This is a genomic window from Acinetobacter sp. YH12070 (assembly GCF_013419625.1).
Classification (GTDB): Bacteria; Pseudomonadota; Gammaproteobacteria; order Pseudomonadales; family Moraxellaceae; genus Acinetobacter; species Acinetobacter amyesii.
This window is the reverse complement of the sequence record NZ_VOZT01000032.1, coordinates 21,153-40,817: the sequence shown is the minus strand read 5'-3', so window position 1 is coordinate 40,817 and position 19,665 is coordinate 21,153. Positions and strand designations below refer to the sequence as shown.

Genomic DNA, 19,665 nt, shown 5'->3' with positions numbered 1-19,665 from the left:
TGTACACAGCGCATTGGGTTATGTATCGCCTTTTGAGTTTGAAGCAATGTACTATGATAAGATTAACCCGTTAGGTCACGTGGCCTAACTTAAATAAAAATGTCTCCGACAAACCCGGTACGGTTCAACCAAACTTGTAGTTTCACTAGTGCTTGCAGGTGGAAGAGTTGTATTTTTCGAACTGGTTAAGTATTCAAAAACCGTTCTCAAGGTATCTGCTGGCATGCCATTACCATTACCTTGCAATAAATTATAAAATTTTCCATCAACAGTAACAGTTTTAAGATTATTCCAAGTTTGAATATTTAAATTAACAGCCGTTGGGCTCCAATCTAATAAATCTAATGTTAAAGAAGGCTTATCTGCAACTGCATCAACAACAATTTCCAATTCACCTGAAGTCACATGTTTACCATCAGAAACATTAAATTCTAGGCCTGCATATACTCCGCCGTCAGTTGCTGAAGCTTCGTTAGCATCTGGTGCAAATACAACTTTTCCGGCATTAATATCAGCATAAGATAGTGTTTGACCCGCGATGATTGGTGTTTTATTCCCAGCAGCATCTACGATTGTCAATACACCGTCTTTTGGCAGATTTGTTACCGTAATAACAAGCTGATCATTTGCTGTATTTGCATCTGAAATACCAAAATGCGCCCATGTTAATGTCACACTTTGATCTTCTATCGTAACCACTTGGGTTGTCTCAACTTCAAGAGCGATATTGTCCACTGGGACAGTTTTATCTACTTCCTCACCCGGATTACCTGATTCATCTTCATAGCTATCTGTAGGGACAGTTACTGTAACGTTACCATCAACACCTGGAGGTACTTCACCAGTCACAATATAAGAGCCGTCAGGTTGTTCCACTGGCGGCGTAAATGGTACTTCGATTGGACCATTTGGACCTTCAACAACGATTTTATCTTCTGTAATCGTCGATGGATCAACATCATCAGGATAAGTTACAGTAATCTTACCATCTGGTGTAATCGTCACTTCTGCTACAAGCGGAACCATATTGATGTTTTCGTTGCCTGTACCTGGTAGACCCAGGTTACCCGAAGTGTCTTCATATGAACCTTCTGGTACATTAACCGTAACTTTGCCTTCAACGTCCTCTGGCACTTTACCCGTTACCGTAATTGAACCGTCTGGTTGAGTCTCAGGTGTACCAAACTCAACCACGATGTCTTTGCCATTTGGATCTTTAACCGTAATTTGGTCAGGCGTAATTGTGGATGGATCAGTGTCATCAGGGTAAGTCTGTACGATGTCACCATTCGGTGTCACAGTCACTTCAACTTGTGGACGCTCAGTTGTCGCATGTTCAACTTTTCCTGGCGTAAATAAATATGCAAAACCAGATAATTTATTGTTTCAAAACAATATGATTGATGCATACAAAATACATGTGCAACGTGATGAAAAATTATGCGCAGATGATCAAGCTAAGAACCAAAAATGTGCAACTAAACTCTATATAGATGAATTTAAAGCGGGTGATTTTTATATTAATAATTCTGCTGATTTTTATTTAAAAGAAGGCGAATACCAATTTAAGGTGAAAAATTGTACAACTCATTGTAAAAATTATTCAGTTAGCTATTGTGTAAACGAAAAGTCACTTTTGAATAACTTATTACTTACAGTTGATAATAATGGCAAACCTATTATATTAAATAATGATGGCACTACGATTAATAATTGCCCGATTAGAGAAAATGCTCTAAATAATGTGATAAAACCAATTGAACCTAGTTTAGATAATATAAATTTAGCTGCCGATTCTTTATTTAAATTTAATGGTGGCAAACTAAATGATTTACTTCCTGCAGGTAAATCAAGCTTGAATGAACTAGCAACTAAACTTAATAACCAATATGCACGTGATTGATATGATTAAGCTTACCGGCCATACCGACCGTTTAGGCAGTGAACAATATAATCAGCAACTTGCATTGCAACGTGCACAGACTGTCAAAAATTACTTAATGAACCAAGGGATTGCTGGAAACAAATTAAGTTTCGCTTCAGCAGGTGAAACTCAGCCTGTAACCAATGGTTGTTTTGATGTTCAAGATCGAAATACCTTAAAAGCTTGCTTACAAGCAGATCGTCGTGTTGACGTCCAAATTCTTGGTATTAAAAAGCCTTAAATAAGTCCGCGTTCCTTAAGCCGACTAGTGTTTTAAGGAACGCTTTATATAAAAAAGATAAAATCTATTTCTTCGGACTTTTAAGCTTGAACGCGTTAAAATGCCTTTGAGAATTTTGTGCTACTTTGAAATGAATCATGACTTTGAGCACCACCAGCCTTCGTAAACAACTCCGTAAGCAGCGTCGTAACCTAAACCTATGGGAGCAACGACAAGCTGAACAACAAGTCCTACAGCGTTTAATCAGACTCAGTTATTTTAAGCGCAGTCAGCATATAGGCGTTTATTTACATGCATTTGGTGAAATTCACACTCAAAAGCTTATCCACTACTGTTTTTCGCATCAAAAACACGTGTATTTACCCATGATTTGCAACATGAATCAGCAACTGGTTTGGGTTGAAATCTCACGTCATCAATACATTAATAAACGTTTTTCTCATCACCCACTTGGTATGAAAGAACCCATGGCAAGCCGTGGGAAGCATGTTTCTCATCTTGACCTTTTAATCATGCCCTTGCTAGCTTGCGATAAGTACGGCACACGTATTGGTATGGGGGGTGGCTTCTACGATAAAACATTAGCAACAGCTCACTCTACCCCCTACCGTTTAGGACTTGGTCATGATTTTCAACTCATTCAAGACTCCTTGGTCCGAGAGGCATGGGATCAACCGCTAGATGGCTTTATTAGCCCATCTCAAACTTTAAGTTTCAAACGTTAATTTGGTATTCTTGACACTGAGTTACACTTAAAAATCACATATTTAGTCATTTTTTATACATTTTAATTGGCATGACCCTTGTAATTTAAAAAATACACATCACTATAAAAAACATGGCAACACCGTTGTCACTCATTAGGAGTGCCCATGTCTGAGATTATTATGAATGAAGAAAGCTTGGAAACTACAATTCCGAGCGTATTACCGCTCTTAGCGCTACGAGATGTGGTTGTATATCCTCACATGCAAATTGCACTGTTTGTGGGTCGTGAAAAGTCGATCAATGCAGTCAATGTCGCACGTGACAGTGACAATCTTGTATTCGTAGTTGCACAAAAAGATTCGCTTACAGAAGAAATTGATCACGACAATTTATATCAATACGGTACTGTCGCGAAGATTGTGCAAGTTGTGAATCATGAGAATGATGAAAACTGTATAAAAGTACTGATTGAAGGCTTATATCGTGCCAAGTTAGAAAAAATTATCGATGCCGATGATTACCTGACTGCCGAGCATTCATTAAGCCCAATGACGGTTTCTGTTGACTCAGAAACTCAGAATAATCGTGTGGAAGAATTACGCACCTTATTTGCTCAATATGCAGAAGCAAAATTGCGTAACGCACGTGAATTGATTGCAGCAGCCAATAAAATTGATGATTTGCTACAATTATTATTCTTTGTAGCAACACGCGTGCCTTTGAATATTGATGTAAAACAAAAATTCTTAGAGCATGATGAATTTGAAGCACATTTAGCTGAGCTCATGACGTATTTATTACAACAGTCAGAAGAGCAGCAAATTGAGCAAACCTTACATGATTCTGTGAAACGCCAAATGGAAAAGAATCAGCGTGAATACTTCTTAAATGAAAAAATGAAGGTCATTCAACGCGAACTTTCTGATATGAATGGCGGTGGTGAGGATGACGTTGCAGAAATTGAAAAACGTCTAACTGAAGCCGATTTACCTGAACATGTACGTAAAAAAGCTGAAAATGAGTTCCGTAAGCTAAAAGCAATGCAACCTGCTTCGAGCGAAGCTGCTGTCGTGCGTAACTATCTAGAAGTTATTTTAGATACGCCTTGGAACAAAGCCAGCAAAGTCAGCATTAACCTTGCGAAAGCTCAAGACATTCTTGATGCCGATCACTATGGTTTAGACGACGTGAAAGACCGCATTGTGGAATACCTTGCTGTTCAATCACGTGTGAAAAAACTTCGCGGTCCAATTCTTTGCTTAGTTGGTCCCCCAGGTGTAGGTAAAACTTCACTCGGTGAATCTGTTGCCAAAGCAACTGGTCGTGAATTTGTCCGTATGGCGCTTGGCGGCGTGCGCGACGAAGCTGAAATCCGTGGTCACCGTCGTACATATATCGGTGCGATGCCGGGTAAAATTGTGCAGTCTTTGACTAAAGTTGGAGTAAAGAACCCACTGTTCTTACTCGATGAAATTGACAAAATGGCGCAAGACTATCGTGGCGACCCTGCTTCAGCATTGCTTGAAGTCCTAGATCCATCACAAAACAGCAAGTTCAATGATCACTACTTAGATCTTGATCTAGACCTTTCTGAAGTGATGTTCATCTGTACTGCAAACAGCATGAATATTCCAGAAGCTTTGCTTGACCGTATGGAAGTGATTCGTCTACCGGGTTACACCGAAGATGAAAAAGTGAATATTGCTGAACGTTACCTTGTTCCAAAAGCCATCAAGAACAATGGTCTACGTGCGAAAGAATTAACCGTTCACGAAGAAGCCATCCGCGATATCGTACAACGTTATACACGTGAAGCCGGTGTGCGTAGCTTAGAGCGTGAAGTGTCGAAAATTGCGCGTAAAGTGGTAAAAGAAGCGGTGAGTAAGAAAGCGAAAAATCTTCAAATTGAAGTGAATTCGAAAAATCTTCCTGACTACTTAGGTCCACACAAATTCGACTTCGGTATGGCCGAAGAAGAAGCTGAAGTGGGTCGTGTAAACGGCTTGGCTTGGACATCTGTTGGTGGTGAACTACTAACAATTGAAGTTGCAGCAGTGAAAGGTAAAGGCAAGTTCATTACCACCGGTTCTCTTGGCGATGTCATGAAAGAATCGATCACAACAGCGATGACCGTTGTACGTACCCGTGCAGATGAACTAGGTATTGAAGCGATTCGCTTTGAAGAAACAGATGTACACGTGCATTTACCAGAAGGTGCAACACCGAAAGATGGTCCATCTGCTGGTTTAGCCCTAACTACCGCTCTTGTTTCAGCTTTTACAGGCATTGCAATTCGTCCAGATATCGCAATGACTGGTGAAACCAGTCTGGGTGGCCGTGCAATGCGCATTGGTGGTTTAAAAGAGAAACTTCTCGCTGCTCACCGTGGTGGCATTAAGCTTGTCTTTATCCCACAAGACAACGTTCGTGACTTGGCTGAGATTCCAGACAATGTCAAAGAAGGTCTAGAAATTAAACCAGTGAAATCGATTGATGAGATTTTACCACTAGCCTTGGTTGATATGCCTAAACCTCTTGCAAAGACACCGATTGTCAAAGCAACTGAAGGTGGCAAAGCTGCTCGTCACTAAGCGCTAGCAACTCGTAATAAAAAAGCCCTGTTTCGACAGGGCTTTTTTATATCCATTATTTCATACTAAATATTCGAAACTTTTCATTCAAATTCTTCACAACCACTAGATTCAAGACAACAGCTACAACTATGGATTGGATAACTATTTCAAATTCGACATCAAGATCAAGAATAGCCAATTAGAAAGTCTTACAAAATTTGAATGCTATTACTTGAAATATCGCCCTCTATCCCACATATATAGTAGAGAGATATACGCGCTGTATGTTTCTTTATTGGTTCCAATCACGTCTAAAAGCGTGATGATCATTGGAACAAGATGGTCATCTACATCTCCAGGTAGATGACCTTTTATCGCAGTCCACAGGCTTTCGGGGCTGCGTTTTTTATGTCATGTTTTTAAAGACATGCTATTTCAAATTTAAGATGGTTTTCACCAAACCATCGATCACTTGAGCCATTTTGTCTAAGTTTAATTTATCCAAGGTATCTTGCTCGGTGTGATAGTGCTTATTACGATAAAATGCCGTATCAGTGATCATCATCGCTGGCATATCAAATTGCCAATAATTCATATGGTCTGAAAAATCCACACCCTGAATAAATGAAGGTGAAATCAAGCGCTCACATTGTAGTTGCTTCAAAGACTCCATCGCCGCACAATACGATGAAGTTAAGTCACGAGACTGAATATTCCCCACCGATGCAATAAAATTTGTATGCGATGGATAAATCCATTTCAGTCCAACTGGATATTCTTGGGTGACTTTGGGATCAAAATAACCAATCATTTCCAGAATATATACACCTGAAATTTTATCCTTTTCCTTTGCTACCGATTTTGCATGGATAAAACTGCCCATCGACTCTGTTCTAAAATACGGCGGCTCTTCAAGGGTATAAAATACAAATTCAATATTTTGTTTTAATCGCGCTTTTTCAGCCGAAAGAATCCGAGCAGCTTCGAGTACACCTGCAACGCCAGAAGCATTGTCATCAGCGCCATGCTGCTCCTCAAATACATCGTAGTGCGCGCCAATGATCACTCGGTTGCTATGCCCTGCATTTAAGGGACAGACCACATTACGGTATGGTTGGCTGTTTACGGTATAGGTTTGAAAACGACAATTCACACCAAATAAACGCATCTGCTCACGAATCCAAGCAGACACCCGGTTTAACTCTTGAATATTCTTATAGTTACGATATTCAGCTTCATTACCAATAATTTGCTCTAAATAGACTTTTAAATTATCCGGTTCAGCCGTTCTAATATTGTTGGCATACGCCGCAAATGAACACCATCCAAAAATTGAAAGCATTGCTGCTTGCTTGAGCAAAAATAATTTACCGTCCTGCCATGTTTTTTTCATTGTTATTATTCCAATTTTCATCTTTGATCTAATCTGTTTATGCTGCGTATTTAAACAGCAAGCAGAACACGATTTCAATTGCAAATTGTGTCTGAACATACAAAGCTCAAGCGAACCGTTATAATGCTCTTTTGTATACTTTCAGGCGCTGTATGAAAATTCGTATTCTGACAATCGGTCAAAAAATGCCAGCATGGGTTCTGACGGGTTTTGAAGATTATTTCAAACGTATTCAGCCATTTGTTCAAACGCAAATCATTGAATTACCTATGGCTAAACGTGGCAAGAACGACTCTGAAGCCGATATTTTAAAATACCGTCAAATTGAAGGTGACAGCATTTTAAATGCCATGAAATCGAATGAAGTGTTGATCGCCTTAGAAGTCGGTGGTCGAGAGTTCAGTACCGAAAAACTGGCTGAAACCATGAAAGGCTGGATGCTTGAAGGCAATGATGTGGTTTTAGCCATTGGTGGGCCAGATGGACATTCTGAAGCGGTACGCAAAGCTGCAGCATGGCATTGGTCTTTGTCTAAACTGACTTTGCCGCATCCAATGGTTCGTGTCATGCTCATCGAACAGCTATACCGTGCAATGAGTATTAACCATAATCACCCTTACCATCGTGCGGGTTAATCCGAACTAACATCCAGCGTATACAGCAGTTACAGCGTTGCAACAATGAAACAAACCGTTGAAATTATCCGAATTGTTACGCTGAATAATATAGTGCATGATCATCATATTCCTTTAAACAACCAACGGCGACCACGATGAATTTACAAACACTTCCAGGTTTATTTATTTCCCATGGCTCACCTATGCTTGCTATCAATCCTGAGCAAGTCGGTCCCGCGTTGGAACGTTTAAGCCTGAATCTTCCAAAACCAGAAGCCATTATTATCATGTCCGCGCATTGGGAAAGTAACGCACTAGAAGTAAGTACAAGTGCCCGTCCTGAAACTTGGCATGACTTCCGTGGCTTCCCTGCGGAACTTTATGATATCCGCTATCCTGCACCGGGTAATCCAGAGCTCGCAGAAGAAATTCTCCATTTGCTTGCCAATGCAGGATTATCTGCACATGCCAACAGCACCCGTCCGCGCGATCATGGCGTTTGGATGCCGTTATTGCATATGTATCCTGATGCCGACATTCCTGTAATTGAAATATCACTGCCGATGACCATGTCTGCGCAAGAGATCTATAAAATTGGACAAACGCTTGCACCTTTACGTGACAAGCAAATCCTGTTGATTGGATCGGGCAGTATTACTCATAACTTACGTGAATTGGCTTGGGATGGACGTGCAGCAGCCGTGCCTGAGTGGGCGTCTACATTCCGTAATTTTGTGGTCAATAAGCTCACTCATCAAGATTTTGATGCAGTTCTCGACTGGCAAAATATCCCGTTTGTACAACGCAACCATCCGACCATTGAACATTTTGCACCCATCTTCTTTGCGATGGGTGCAGGCCCCCGCTTCTCTATTGTTCACAGTAGCTTTAGTATGGGTTCGCTGGGTATGGATATTTATCGTTTTGATTAAACGTGAATAAAACGAGATAGCTTGACTTATTCATAATTTATATTAATAAGTTAACAAATTATTATTTATGGATACATTTTGCTACTTATTTGAGCTGAATGTATTCATATTTTTTTAAAATGAATGGGTTATGCTACAGGCTGAAATTCACTTAGAACAGTTAGCGTAATGAAATTAAAATATTTAGCGATCGTCCTCTTCCCTTTAGCCCTTGCAGCATGTCAATCAAGCGATATCCAAAAAGCTGGAGATTTAGCCGTGAGCGTATTACAACAACAAAATGCTGATAAAACTTTAGCTTCATATCAATGGAGCACTTCCACTGAAAATGCACCAAAACCTTTGGTTTTAAATTTTTTAGAAAATGGCACTTTGGGTATTTCAACCAGCTGTAATAGCATGTCAACCCAATGGAAAGTGGAACACAATACACTTGTAACAGGCAACATTGCATCTACCATGATGGCGTGTCCTGATAATGCGATGAAACAAGAAGGACTTGCATCTTCACTCTTTAGTGACCGTAAAGCACCTTTTGTTTTAAATACTACAGATCCACAAAATCCAACGTTAACCATTATCTCTGCAACAGGTGAAAAACTGGTTTTCACTGGAAAATTAACACCTGAAACTCAGTACAACTCGCAAGGCGAAACGATTTTCCTTGAAATCAGCCCTGAAACTAAACAATGTACAGGCGTTGCTCCACAAACTTGTTTGCAAGTACGTGAAGTGAAATACGATGAAAAAGGCCTAAAAACACAAGTTGATAAAGACTGGACTTTATTTTACGATCAAATTGAAGGCTTTAAGCACACTCCTGCAGAACGCCAAATTATTCGCGTAAAACGTTTTGAACGTAAAAACCCTGCTGCTGACCAATCAAAATATGCCTATATTTTTGATATGTCAGTCGAACGTGAAACCGTAAAAGGTACGTTGTAAGTTACAGCCGATAAAAAACCGAGGTCATCGCCTCGGTTTTTTTATATCTACACAACCGCAAACGCTGATTGGATATGCATAGTATTCAAATCACGATGTACTGTTCAGCCAACGCTTTAGCGATGTCAATCTAAAGCTACTTCAAAAGCAAAATGACCTGCCTGAATTAATCGTGATGAATAGCAATCAACAGACCTATATTTTTAAAGGCATACAGCGAATTGCTGATTTACGTGATTTTGAAGCAGAACAATTAACTCAAAAGACGTGGGTTCTCGTAGAGAATAAGGCTCTACCCGCCCCAATAACTCTCAAATTCAACAATGGCCGTATGACATTTTTTAATGGCTGTAATCGCATTGGCCACAATTATGATGTAGAAAAGCATACTTTGCGTTTTATAGGAGATGTAGGGAGTACTCTGAAGTTCAGCACACAGTTACATCGGTCAGGGCTTCATTTTTAAACGTTTGCTCGACCAACCCTTAAATTTTCACTTCAGTGTTATGGATAGCGAAATCCAACTTACCCTGATGAGCACTAATTAACAATCCAATATATTCCACACCATTAAGCCATAAAAAAACCGAGGCTTGAGCCTCGGTTTTCAGTTCAACTTACGGAGAACTTAGTAAACGCCTTGAGCAAGCATTGCGTCAGCAACTTTTACGAAACCTGCAATGTTCGCACCGTTTACATAGTTCACAGTACCATCTTCTTCAGTACCGTATTTCACGCAGTTGCGGTGAATTTCTTTCATGATCGCGTGTAGACGCTCGTCAACTTCTTCGAAAGTCCAACCCAAACGAATTGCGTTTTGAGACATTTCAAGACCAGAAGTTGCAACACCACCCGCATTAGATGCTTTACCTGGTGCATAAAGAATTTTCGCTTCAACGAATTTCTCAACTGCAGCCAAAGTAGATGGCATGTTTGCGCCTTCAGCAACACAGATTGCGCCATTTGCAAGAAGCGCTTCAGCATCAGCTTCATCTAATTCATTTTGAGTTGCACATGGAAGCGCGATATCACATTTGATAGACCAAGGACGTTGACCTTCTAAATATTCAAAACCGTGCTTAGATGCAAATTCAGAAATACGGCCACGCTTAACGTTTTTCAATTCCATTACTTCAGCAAGAAGTTCAGTTGTGAAACCATCTTTCACGTATACAGTACCAGCTGAGTCAGAAAGTGAAACCACTTTCGCACCCAAGTACATTGCTTTTTCAGCAGCGTATTGTGCAACGTTACCAGAACCCGAAATGGTTACAACTTTATCTTTAAAGCTATCGCCACGAGTTTTTAGCATTTCCTCAGCGAAATACACAGTACCGTAACCAGTTGCTTCAGGACGTGCAAGTGAACCACCGAAAGTTAAACCTTTACCAGTGAACACACATGCTGTGTCGTTGCTTAATTTTTTCATCATACCAGCCATGTAGCCCACTTCACGGCCACCTACACCGATGTCGCCCGCAGGGATGTCAGTGTTAGAACCAAGATGACGGTATAATTCGATCATTAATGCTTGGCAGAAACGCATGATTTCGCCTTCAGATTTACCTTTAGGGTCAAAATCTGAACCACCTTTACCACCACCCATAGGAAGTGTAGTTAAAGCATTTTTGAAAGTTTGTTCAAAACCTAAGAATTTAAGAATTGAAAGGTTCACTGATGGGTGGAAACGCATACCACCTTTGAATGGACCAATTGCTGAGTTGTATTGAACACGGAAAGCACGGTTAACTTGAGTTTGACCTTTGTCATCTACCCATGAAACACGGAACTGAATTGCACGCTCAGGCTCAACAAGACGTTCTAGCAAACCGTAGTCAGCATATTGTGGGTTCTTTTCGATGAATGGCCAAAGGCTCGTCATCACTTCTTCAACAGCTTGAAGAAATTCAGGTTGATGTTCATCACGTGTTTTAACGTAGTCTAGGAAGTCGTTAAGGCTGTTATATTTCAACACTTAATCCTCAGCAGATGTATGGATCAAAATTGATCACAATTTTGATCAAAGATATATTTTGGCGCAAAATATTAAATATCTTTTGTAACTAATCAGCAATAGTTTTTTTAAAAAATCTTTAAATTCTTTAAAGAACAGCGATTTAAATTGATTACTCAGATATTTTAGTTATAAATATTATTACTTTTAGGAATATTTTAATGAATTATTTTGCTCATTTATGATGCATCTATAGACCCATTTTTGCGCACAGCAATTCATACTGAAACATGCTAGAATTCAACGTCCTCTTTGGTTTTTCTCTGCCTTCATTTGTACTCGCGACTACCCATGACTTCTGAAATTTCCCTCATCCAACAAATTGATGCCCTATTGCCACAAACTCAATGTGGACTTTGTGGACACCGAGACGGCTGCTTACCCTATGCCAAAGCCATCAGTGAAGGAGAAGAAGCCAATAAATGTATACCCGGTGGTCAACCTGTGGCAGATTCACTAGCAGCGTTATTAAATCGTCCACACTTAACAGCAGAAGCCAGTGTTTGGCCCATCCAAAGTGATGGGCGCCCGCAACGGGTCAAAGCCGTGATTCGTGAGGATGAATGCATTGGTTGTACCAAATGTATCAGTGCCTGCCCTGTTGATGCCATTATTGGCTCAGGCAAATTGATGCATACGGTCTTGACGGATTTATGTACGGGCTGCGAACTCTGCATCCCACCGTGTCCAGTGGATTGTATCGACCTTGTCGAAGAGCTTGATCAAGTGCCATCTGAACCTGTTCGAATCGCAGAACAGAATGATTTACGTCGCCGCTACTATGCACATATTCAGCGTGAGGAAAAGCGCCGAATTCATCGTAAAGGCCCTATTGTACGCGCAGAAATTGATACGGAACTTTTTGCCCAATTTTCGACCCAGACAGACTCAGTACCGGTCATTGAAGTCGTGGAAAAACCTGCTACGCCAGTCGTTCAACTCGATGCAAAAACCACCATTGAACTTGCAAAAATTCGTACACAAATTAAGAAATTAGAAAAACAACTGAGTGTTCGAGACGATGCAAAAAAACGTGAGTTACTCCATACGCTCACGCAACAATTAACACAACTGCAAGGGGCTTAATCATGGCTGTTAAAAACATGACTAAGAAGCAAATTCAAACTTTTTTTGAACGCTTACGTGAGCAACGCCCCAACCCGAAAACTGAACTCAATTATAGTAGTCCATTTGAACTTTTAGTGGCTGTTACCCTATCTGCTCAGGCCACAGATGTCAGTGTCAACAAAGCCACAGATAAACTTTTTCCAGTAGCAAATACTCCTGAAGCTATTTATGCGTTAGGTGTTGACGGACTGAAGGAATATATCAAGACCATTGGCCTGTATAACTCAAAAGCGGAAAATGTCATTAAAGCCTGCAAGATTCTCATTGAGAAGCACAACAGCATCGTTCCGAATAATCGTGCAGATTTGGAAGCCTTACCCGGTGTCGGTCGTAAAACTGCAAATGTGGTGCTGAATACTGCTTTTGGTCAACCGACCATGGCCGTTGATACACATATTTTTCGTTTAGGTAATCGTACAGGATTGGCTGTCGGCAAAAATGTTCTGGAAGTCGAACACCGACTCGTCAAAGTGATTCCTAAAGAATTTATCGTCGATTCACATCATTGGCTGATTTTACATGGACGCTATTGTTGTATTGCCCGCAAACCCAAATGCGATGAATGTATCGTGTCTGATGTATGTAATTGGAATGATAAGTATGAGTTTGGTGCATTAAGACCGATTAAAACCACCCAAATTGAAGATTAATCTCTTCAATTTCGGGCTAGATGGAATTTGTAAGAATCAATTGATCAAATTGATGATTAATTTTTATCTTGTTCTTTCTGTTTTTTATCAAACTCTTGCTGCAGTTTTGGATGTAAGCGATATTGCTTAGGGTTCAGTTTAGCTTGCTCTGCTTCTTCCACTTGCACCTTACGCAACATTTTAAAGCTGACAAATAATAAGCCCAATAACACCGCCACAGCGATGATGACCATTATAACCAAAGCAAATTTCATAACAGATTCGCCCTAAAAGCCACATAAAAAAAGAGCCCCACTATGCAGTAGGACTCTTTGATTGTCAAAAATTCAAAAAAGTTGAATTATTTAGACTGATCTAAAATCGCGAACAAATCAGTTTGAACTTGATCGATTGGACGAAGACCATTTAATTTGTCATAAGTCGGTGCGTTTTCGCCAGAAGCTGCACGACCTTGGTAGAAACCAACCAATTGCTCAGTTTCAGCGTGGTAAGAACCTAAACGCTTACGAATTGTTGCTTCTTGGTCATCAGGACGTTGAACAAGATCTTCACCAGTTTCGTCATCTTTACCTTCCACTTTTGGCGGGTTGTAAACGGTGTGATATACACGACCAGATGCTGGGTGTTGACGACGACCAGATAAACGTTGAACGATTTCTTCGTCAGGTACATCGATTTCAATTACGTGATCGATGCTGATACCTTCGTTTTCAAGCGCTTCAGCTTGTGGAATCGTACGTGGGAAACCGTCAAAAATGCAGCCGTTGACACAGTCAGGTTGAGCAATGCGTTCTTTAACAAGACCAATAATAAGCTCATCAGATACAAGGCCGCCATTGTCCATGACGCTTTTAGCTTGTAGACCTAATTCAGTACCTTCACGAATCGCAGCACGGAGCATATCACCGGTTGAAATTTGTGGGATATCGTAGCGCTTACAGATCAACTGAGCTTGTGTACCTTTACCTGCTCCAGGTGGTCCGAGTAATATAATGCGCATAAAAAAACATCCTCATTTTAAACATTGTATATGACGCTATGTAGTGATCTGAACCCAAGATTCAGATCGTCTTCCAGCATCTAATTATAAGAAAGCCACAAACAAATGTATTGTACCCGCGATAAAACCGGTTACACCACCCAAGACAATTAAAATCCATTCGTCTTCCTGAAATGCAGGACGTAATAGATTTTGAAATTCTTTCGGTGTTAGCTCACGAATACGGTCTCTAAACATTTGAAAGATTTTCTGTGCACGGCTCGCATTAAACGCAGGGTCGCATACAGGCACCATCGTAATTTCAATTGAGCGATCGATCAAGTCTGTCTTGAGTTTTGCGTACTCTTTTGGACCTAAAGACAACTGTAATGAGGTACGAACCAGTGGAGATTCCATAATTTCATTAATATGACGTTTCACAATGCGACGAGTCTTATCTTTCTTCCCGCCATACATCATTTCGGTCATGATAGATTTTAACGTAATTAGGTCTTCTGTGACTACACTTGCGAATACATCTGAAACTTCTTCTTGGCGTTTCATAAACGCCCCTTGAACATTGTACGTTCCAATACGTGGAATCACAGGTTTAATCCAAGGGAATTTACGATCTTTAGTTAATTCAAATAATTGCAAATACTTAACAGGGTGCGGCTCTATTGGATTAAATACCATCCAGATGGCAATCCAGTTGGTCAAAAAGCCCCAGATTGCTGCCCAAAATGGAACTGTCCAATGCCATGGCACCACAAACCAAACGATCATCTGGAAGATACCAAAGAACATCCCAATCAAGGCACTGATATGCCAAATAAAGTTGATTTCTTTCTGGCCAACTTTAAGGAACATCCGCACCATCAAGAGACGATCCGCTTCCATTTGACTCACCACCATTTCACGCATGTCAACAAGTGACTCTACGTTCATGGTCAGTTCGGTCACGAGTTCTTTTAAGGTATTTGGCAGCTGTTTATGTGCTTGGGCATAAATACGGCGTTTAATTGAATACGGTAGGTTTTCCCAAAGCACCGCATTTCGGTCTAGCATGACTTCATCAATCAAATGCTCAAGCTCAAAGCCAACTTGTTCACCAATGATGCGCGCCATATCCTCAGGATCCATTGCATCCAAAAACTCGCGTAAGGAACCCAATTTAGACAATGTGTTATCCGTAATAATGCCAGAAATACGTCCAGCTTTTCTTGGCACAATCCCCTGCCATCCCACGGGTAATGGACCTAAATGGAATCCCCAGAAAGTAATCGGGTAAAACACCATTTTCAGTGCCATCCAAACGTGTGCCCAGGTAACGAATGCGGTAACGGGGATAATACTCAGCACAGCCCAAAAATCGGGACGTTGCAAAAAGGTTTGCCACAATTCGTTAACGTACTCAAGCATGCATAACTTCCATATTTAATTTTATTCAGTGAGTGCGGTTATAAAATAAAGTTGATTATTTTCACTACAAACCAAAACTTAAAGTATATGAGATTTGTAGTCTCGGTTCGGTTTCCACAATCACATTACCTGATTTGTCTTCTAATTTTTCACCCGCACCCATGCCTACACTAAACGTACTAATACGCTCGGCACTCAACATCACATAAGCAAGATCGATACCACCACCTAAACGCGCTTCATCTTCACCATCTACTTTCTTGGAGTCGATGTGGCCCGCATAAGCTCCGATATAATAACCATTTTTATCTTTGCCAGTGAAATGAACTGGGTAACGAAAGCCGACTTGCCCGCCAGGTGTTTTATCATCGTTCAAGAAAACACCAGCTTTTGCATAAGCAATGCCATATGGGTTTACCCACTCACCATTCACGTGAATAATTTTTTGAGTAAAACCTGCTCCAACATTCCATGGTTGATAACCCTCACCTGTTAATTTTGCCTCAGGTAAAAATGAATTGTCATTGGCATGTGCGATGCTTCCAAGCATCATAAATGCAAGCAATGGATATAATTTATTCATTGTTTTCACAAACTTCCTTAGTATTATTTTTTGGAATATTCCTTTTTTATACGTTTCGACTTTAGCAGAATAATATGAACTGTTATACACAAAGCCCCATATTTTTCATGTCTGCAAAGTCAAAATATAGACTGCAATCACAGCAGAGTCGTTTTTATTTATCAAAAAAATGTCAGTTGCGCTAGAATATGCCTCTTCCGTTATTTTAGCTCTCAGTCTTTAAGTCGAACGCGTATGAAGCAGCATTATCCTTTAAAAAATGTCCAGCAAGAAAAGCGGATTTATCGTAATCGCGTGGTGATTTCGATAGGGATTGTCTCCTTCTTTATGCTGTTGCTTGTGGCACGTTATGCATATTTGCAAATCAAGAGTTATGAGACCTTTTCAACTGCTGCAGATCAAAACCGAATTCGACTGCAACCACTTGCACCTTCTCGTGGTTATATCTATGACCGTAATGGCGTGTTATTAGCCGATAATTATCCGGTTTTCTCAGCAACCATGAGCCGTGCGGATGTTGAAGATATCGATGATACGGTAGAGCGCCTAACACCCTTATTAGAGCTTACATCTGAAGATATCGAACGCTTTAAAAGTCGAATTAAAACCTCTAAAAAGACTGAACGTGTTTCGATTAAACTGAATTTAAATGAAAATGAAATCGCCCGTTTTAGTGAGGTGAAATATCAATTCCCCGGTGTCAATATAGAGACCCAAATGACTCGCTACTATCCACATGGCGAACTATTTGCCCATGTGATTGGCTACGTGGGTCGTATTAATGACAAAGAACTAAAATCGATTGATAAAGATTTATACGCTGGCTCAAACCTGATCGGTAAAATTGGCGTTGAAAAATCATATGAAGAACTTTTACATGGTATGCCGGGCAATGAGTCGGTTGAAGCCGATGCCTTTGGTAATGTGTTACGCCATTTAGGTCGTAAAGATCCAATTCGTGGTAATGACTTATATTTATCCCTAGATTATGGACTGCAAATGGTTGCTTCAGAGCAGCTTGCAGATCGACGTGGTGCGATTGTTGCGATTGACCCACGTACTGGGGAAATCCTTGCTCTCGTTTCTAGTCCAAGTTTTAACCCCAACTTATTTGTTACCGGGATTAGCAGTAAAGATTATTCTGAACTACGTGATAGCCTTGATCAGCCTTTATATAACCGTGCTGTGCAAGGGGCTTATCCTCCAGGTTCAACGATCAAACCGATGTTTGGTCTAGGTGGTATTCATTATGGTCTAGTGGACTGGAGTACTGCCATTTCAGATCCGGGCTATTTCACGCTTCCGGGTGACAGCCATCGTTTCCGTGACCACAAAAAAACTGGTCATGGCTCAGTCAATTTACACAAAGCTCAAGTCATTTCCTGCGATACCTATTTCTATGTCTTGTCCTATCGTATGGGCATTGAAAAAATGAATACTTGGATGCGTCAGTTTGGCTTCGGTGAAAAAACCGGTGTAGATTTACCAAGTGAAAGTACGGGGCTATATCCAAATCCTGAATGGAAGCTCCGCACACGGAAGTCCAACTGGCTCAAAGGTGAAACTATTTCTGTCAGTATTGGTCAGGGTGCATTTACTGCAACACCATTACAACTGGCGATGGCGACAGCCATTACCGCAAATCAAGGCTCTCATGTTACACCTCACGTTTTGCGTGAAAGTAAAGGTGCTAAAGTCCATAAAGTCCATAACGCCCCGAATGGTCGCATTCAATTTAATGGTAAGCCAGATGATTGGATCAAAATGCGTGATGCCATGATTGATGTGGTTCAAACAGGGACCGGTCGTGGTATTCGTACCCCAATGTATCAAATAGCAGGTAAAACAGGGACCGCACAGGTTAAAAGTATTGCCCAAGGTAAACGTTATAACGAGTCCTTATTGACAGAGCGTCAGCTTGACCATGGTTTATTTGTTGGTTTTGCCCCTGCGGAAAAACCTGAAATTGCCATTGCCGTCGTTTGGGAAAATGGTCGTCACGGTGGTTCTGCTGCTCAAATTGCGAAACCGATGTTTGACTACTGGTTATTAACACGTAAAAAGAATCCAATTCGTCCTGCTAGCCATCAAATTAGCGGTGGTCTTATGACTGCAGGTCTAAAACCAAGTGAATTACCAAGCGGCTCGAATATTTTATCAGCCGATCCAAATGCGAGCCCAACAGCTCAGCAGAACAACAGTGCCACTCAACAACCGAATAGTGTAAATACAACACCTCGTGCTGCCAGTGCAGCACATGCAACCGATGAGGAATAATTCATGAAAAATCAATTAAGAATCATTGGTGGTGAATGGAAGCGTCGTCAATTACCTTTTGCCAGTATTGACGGTTTACGCCCTACACCTGACCGTGTCCGCGAGACATTATTTAACTGGCTCATGTGGGATGTTCAAAATGCCAAAGTCCTCGACCTCTGTACAGGTTCAGGGGCATTATCGTTTGAAGCACTCTCACGTGGTGCAGCAGAAGCCGTTTTAATTGAACCTGATCGCACCCAAGCGAAGTTTCTCATGGACAATTTAGAACTCTTAAGGGTGAACAAACAACGTGTGCAACTCAAAAACATGACGGCACAACAAGCCATTCCTAACTTGAAAGATCAATTTGATCTGATTTTCTTAGATCCCCCTTATAGTCTTGATTTATGGCAAGAACTTGCTGAATTGGTCGATCCGTGCATTGCAGACAATGGTTTAATTTATATCGAAGCTGATCGCGATCTTGCTCAGTTAAAACTCCCGAGCAGTTGGCAGCAAATTAAACAAACCAAAGCTGGAACGGTGCGTGCAGGCTTATATAAAAAGGCTTAATGTAGATGCACATAAAAAAGGACGCCAATGCGTCCTTTTTTATTACTTGAAAATCATTAAACCTGTGGTCGAAGTGGACGCTGGCTGTTAAATCCACCTGTGGTTTTAACTTTATCCACGTGCGTCACTTTTGGACGTTGTTGCTGTGGTTTTTGCTGCTGGGGCTTGCTTGTATTGGGTTTAGCCGAAGTCTGAGGCTTTGAGCTTGGACGCTGCACATTTGACGGATGCTGAGATGAAGAATTGTGTACATTCGGTTTATGCGCATTTGGTTTATATATATTGTCTGGACGGTTATTCGAATTCGGTCGTGGTGAGTTTGGTCGATGTTGCGGGCTATTCACTCGACCATATGAGCGGTCATAACGCTGACTTGAGTCATAGCGCTGACCGTATGAACCACCATATTGACCTGAATAACCATATTGATTTGCATAGCCATATTGATTCGAATGGTATCGGCCATCATCAAATGGCGCCACGACACACCCTGTAAATGTAACTGCAACCACAGATAGCAAAGCAACTTGTTTAAGCATGTGTAGCACTCCTCTTTGATGAAGAGCATTTTCACCTCTTTGATGAAGAGCATTTTCACTTATCGAAATGAATTTAATTGGAAGTCTGTGTACATCTGCTGTATTTAAACATTCATGTTTTATTCATCATTTAACATCCAATTTTTCTTCATTTGCTCAGTCAGCCACATTTATATAGAAAAATT

General features: G+C 40.8%; 20 protein-coding genes. 12 read left to right on the top strand and 8 right to left on the bottom strand.

The genetic code is table 11. The features are described from left to right. Positions 1-84 precede the first annotated feature (84 nt). Complete coding sequence (locus tag FTU17_RS10780; protein ID WP_180135447.1) at positions 85-1,299, bottom strand: cadherin-like domain-containing protein; 1,215 nt, start codon at positions 1,297-1,299, stop codon at positions 85-87. Here FTU17_RS10780 and FTU17_RS10775 point away from each other — a divergent pair. The 4 genes from FTU17_RS10775 to lon all read left to right on the top strand — a co-directional run bounded on the left by FTU17_RS10775 (position 1,280) and on the right by lon (position 5,464). Next, the gene (locus FTU17_RS10775) at positions 1,280-1,903 is read left to right on the top strand and encodes a hypothetical protein (protein ID WP_180040700.1); all 624 of its coding nucleotides are present in this window, start codon (positions 1,280-1,282) and stop codon (positions 1,901-1,903) included. The genes FTU17_RS10780 and FTU17_RS10775 overlap by 20 nt on opposite strands. 1 nt (position 1,904) lies before the next feature. Then, complete coding sequence (locus FTU17_RS10770) at positions 1,905-2,165, top strand: OmpA family protein (protein WP_180135445.1); 261 nt, start codon at positions 1,905-1,907, stop codon at positions 2,163-2,165. A gap of 137 nt (positions 2,166-2,302) precedes the next feature. Beyond that, on the top strand, positions 2,303-2,890 hold the full coding sequence (locus FTU17_RS10765; protein ID WP_180135443.1) for a 5-formyltetrahydrofolate cyclo-ligase: 588 nt from the start codon (positions 2,303-2,305) through the stop codon (positions 2,888-2,890). Positions 2,891-3,037: 147 nt separating this feature from the next. After that, positions 3,038-5,464 (top strand): endopeptidase La, encoded by a 2,427-nt coding sequence (gene lon / locus FTU17_RS10760; RefSeq protein WP_180135441.1) that lies wholly within the window; start codon positions 3,038-3,040, stop codon positions 5,462-5,464. Between the two features lie 412 nt (positions 5,465-5,876). Here lon and FTU17_RS10755 read toward each other — a convergent pair whose 3' ends face one another. Then, the gene (locus FTU17_RS10755) at positions 5,877-6,839 is read right to left on the bottom strand and encodes a M20/M25/M40 family metallo-hydrolase (protein ID WP_373684069.1); all 963 of its coding nucleotides are present in this window, start codon (positions 6,837-6,839) and stop codon (positions 5,877-5,879) included. Positions 6,840-6,991: 152 nt separating this feature from the next. Here FTU17_RS10755 and rlmH point away from each other — a divergent pair, with 152 nt between their 5' ends. The 4 genes from rlmH (at position 6,992) to FTU17_RS10735 (ending at position 9,799) form a co-directional block, all read left to right on the top strand. Next, a complete protein-coding gene (gene rlmH / locus FTU17_RS10750) occupies positions 6,992-7,474 on the top strand; it encodes a 23S rRNA (pseudouridine(1915)-N(3))-methyltransferase RlmH (RefSeq protein WP_078189858.1) in 483 nt (160 codons plus the stop codon). Positions 7,475-7,611: 137 nt separating this feature from the next. Beyond that, the gene (locus FTU17_RS10745; RefSeq protein WP_078189859.1) at positions 7,612-8,388 is read left to right on the top strand and encodes a dioxygenase; all 777 of its coding nucleotides are present in this window, start codon (positions 7,612-7,614) and stop codon (positions 8,386-8,388) included. A 168-nt stretch (positions 8,389-8,556) separates the two neighbouring features. Continuing rightward, on the top strand, positions 8,557-9,333 hold the full coding sequence (locus FTU17_RS10740; RefSeq protein WP_180020701.1) for an META and DUF4377 domain-containing protein: 777 nt from the start codon (positions 8,557-8,559) through the stop codon (positions 9,331-9,333). A 175-nt stretch (positions 9,334-9,508) separates the two neighbouring features. Beyond that, the gene (locus FTU17_RS10735; RefSeq protein WP_257224256.1) at positions 9,509-9,799 is read left to right on the top strand and encodes an META domain-containing protein; all 291 of its coding nucleotides are present in this window, start codon (positions 9,509-9,511) and stop codon (positions 9,797-9,799) included. Positions 9,800-9,961: 162 nt separating this feature from the next. Here the strand turns inward: FTU17_RS10735 and gdhA are convergent, their stop codons facing one another. Further along, positions 9,962-11,308 carry an NADP-specific glutamate dehydrogenase gene (gene gdhA, locus FTU17_RS10730; RefSeq protein ID WP_257246863.1) on the bottom strand — a complete coding sequence of 449 codons (1,347 nt, stop codon included), beginning with the start codon at positions 11,306-11,308 and terminating at the stop codon, positions 9,962-9,964. Positions 11,309-11,638: 330 nt separating this feature from the next. Here gdhA and FTU17_RS10725 point away from each other — a divergent pair, with 330 nt between their 5' ends. Both FTU17_RS10725 and nth read left to right on the top strand, forming a co-directional pair. Next, the gene (locus FTU17_RS10725; protein ID WP_180003967.1) at positions 11,639-12,433 is read left to right on the top strand and encodes an RnfABCDGE type electron transport complex subunit B; all 795 of its coding nucleotides are present in this window, start codon (positions 11,639-11,641) and stop codon (positions 12,431-12,433) included. Between the two features lie 2 nt (positions 12,434-12,435). Continuing rightward, positions 12,436-13,125 carry an endonuclease III gene (nth, locus tag FTU17_RS10720; protein ID WP_180020700.1) on the top strand — a complete coding sequence of 230 codons (690 nt, stop codon included), beginning with the start codon at positions 12,436-12,438 and terminating at the stop codon, positions 13,123-13,125. A gap of 56 nt (positions 13,126-13,181) precedes the next feature. Here the strand turns inward: nth and FTU17_RS10715 are convergent, their stop codons facing one another. The 4 genes from FTU17_RS10715 to FTU17_RS10700 all read right to left on the bottom strand — a co-directional run bounded on the left by FTU17_RS10715 (position 13,182) and on the right by FTU17_RS10700 (position 16,109). After that, positions 13,182-13,379, bottom strand: a complete 198-nt coding sequence (locus FTU17_RS10715; protein WP_078189865.1) for a hypothetical protein — start codon at positions 13,377-13,379, stop codon at positions 13,182-13,184. Positions 13,380-13,465: 86 nt separating this feature from the next. Then, entirely contained in the window at positions 13,466-14,125 is a 660-nt protein-coding gene (gene adk, locus FTU17_RS10710; RefSeq protein WP_078189866.1) for an adenylate kinase, read from the bottom strand. Between the two features lie 84 nt (positions 14,126-14,209). Beyond that, positions 14,210-15,526, bottom strand: a complete 1,317-nt coding sequence (locus FTU17_RS10705; RefSeq protein WP_168378316.1) for a hypothetical protein — start codon at positions 15,524-15,526, stop codon at positions 14,210-14,212. 64 nt (positions 15,527-15,590) lie between these two features. After that, entirely contained in the window at positions 15,591-16,109 is a 519-nt protein-coding gene (locus FTU17_RS10700) for a hypothetical protein (protein ID WP_180060043.1), read from the bottom strand. A gap of 234 nt (positions 16,110-16,343) precedes the next feature. On the opposite strand from FTU17_RS10700, the gene mrdA reads away from it, so the two are divergent. Together mrdA and rsmD are read left to right on the top strand one after the other, a co-directional pair. Beyond that, positions 16,344-18,386: a penicillin-binding protein 2 gene (gene mrdA, locus FTU17_RS10695; RefSeq protein WP_180135440.1), complete on the top strand. Its 2,043-nt coding sequence runs from the start codon at positions 16,344-16,346 to the stop codon at positions 18,384-18,386. A 3-nt stretch (positions 18,387-18,389) separates the two neighbouring features. Then, entirely contained in the window at positions 18,390-18,941 is a 552-nt protein-coding gene (gene rsmD / locus FTU17_RS10690; RefSeq protein WP_180089048.1) for a 16S rRNA (guanine(966)-N(2))-methyltransferase RsmD, read from the top strand. Positions 18,942-18,997: 56 nt separating this feature from the next. Here rsmD and FTU17_RS10685 read toward each other — a convergent pair whose 3' ends face one another. Further along, positions 18,998-19,480 carry a hypothetical protein gene (locus tag FTU17_RS10685; RefSeq protein ID WP_180135438.1) on the bottom strand — a complete coding sequence of 161 codons (483 nt, stop codon included), beginning with the start codon at positions 19,478-19,480 and terminating at the stop codon, positions 18,998-19,000. Positions 19,481-19,665 lie beyond the last annotated feature (185 nt).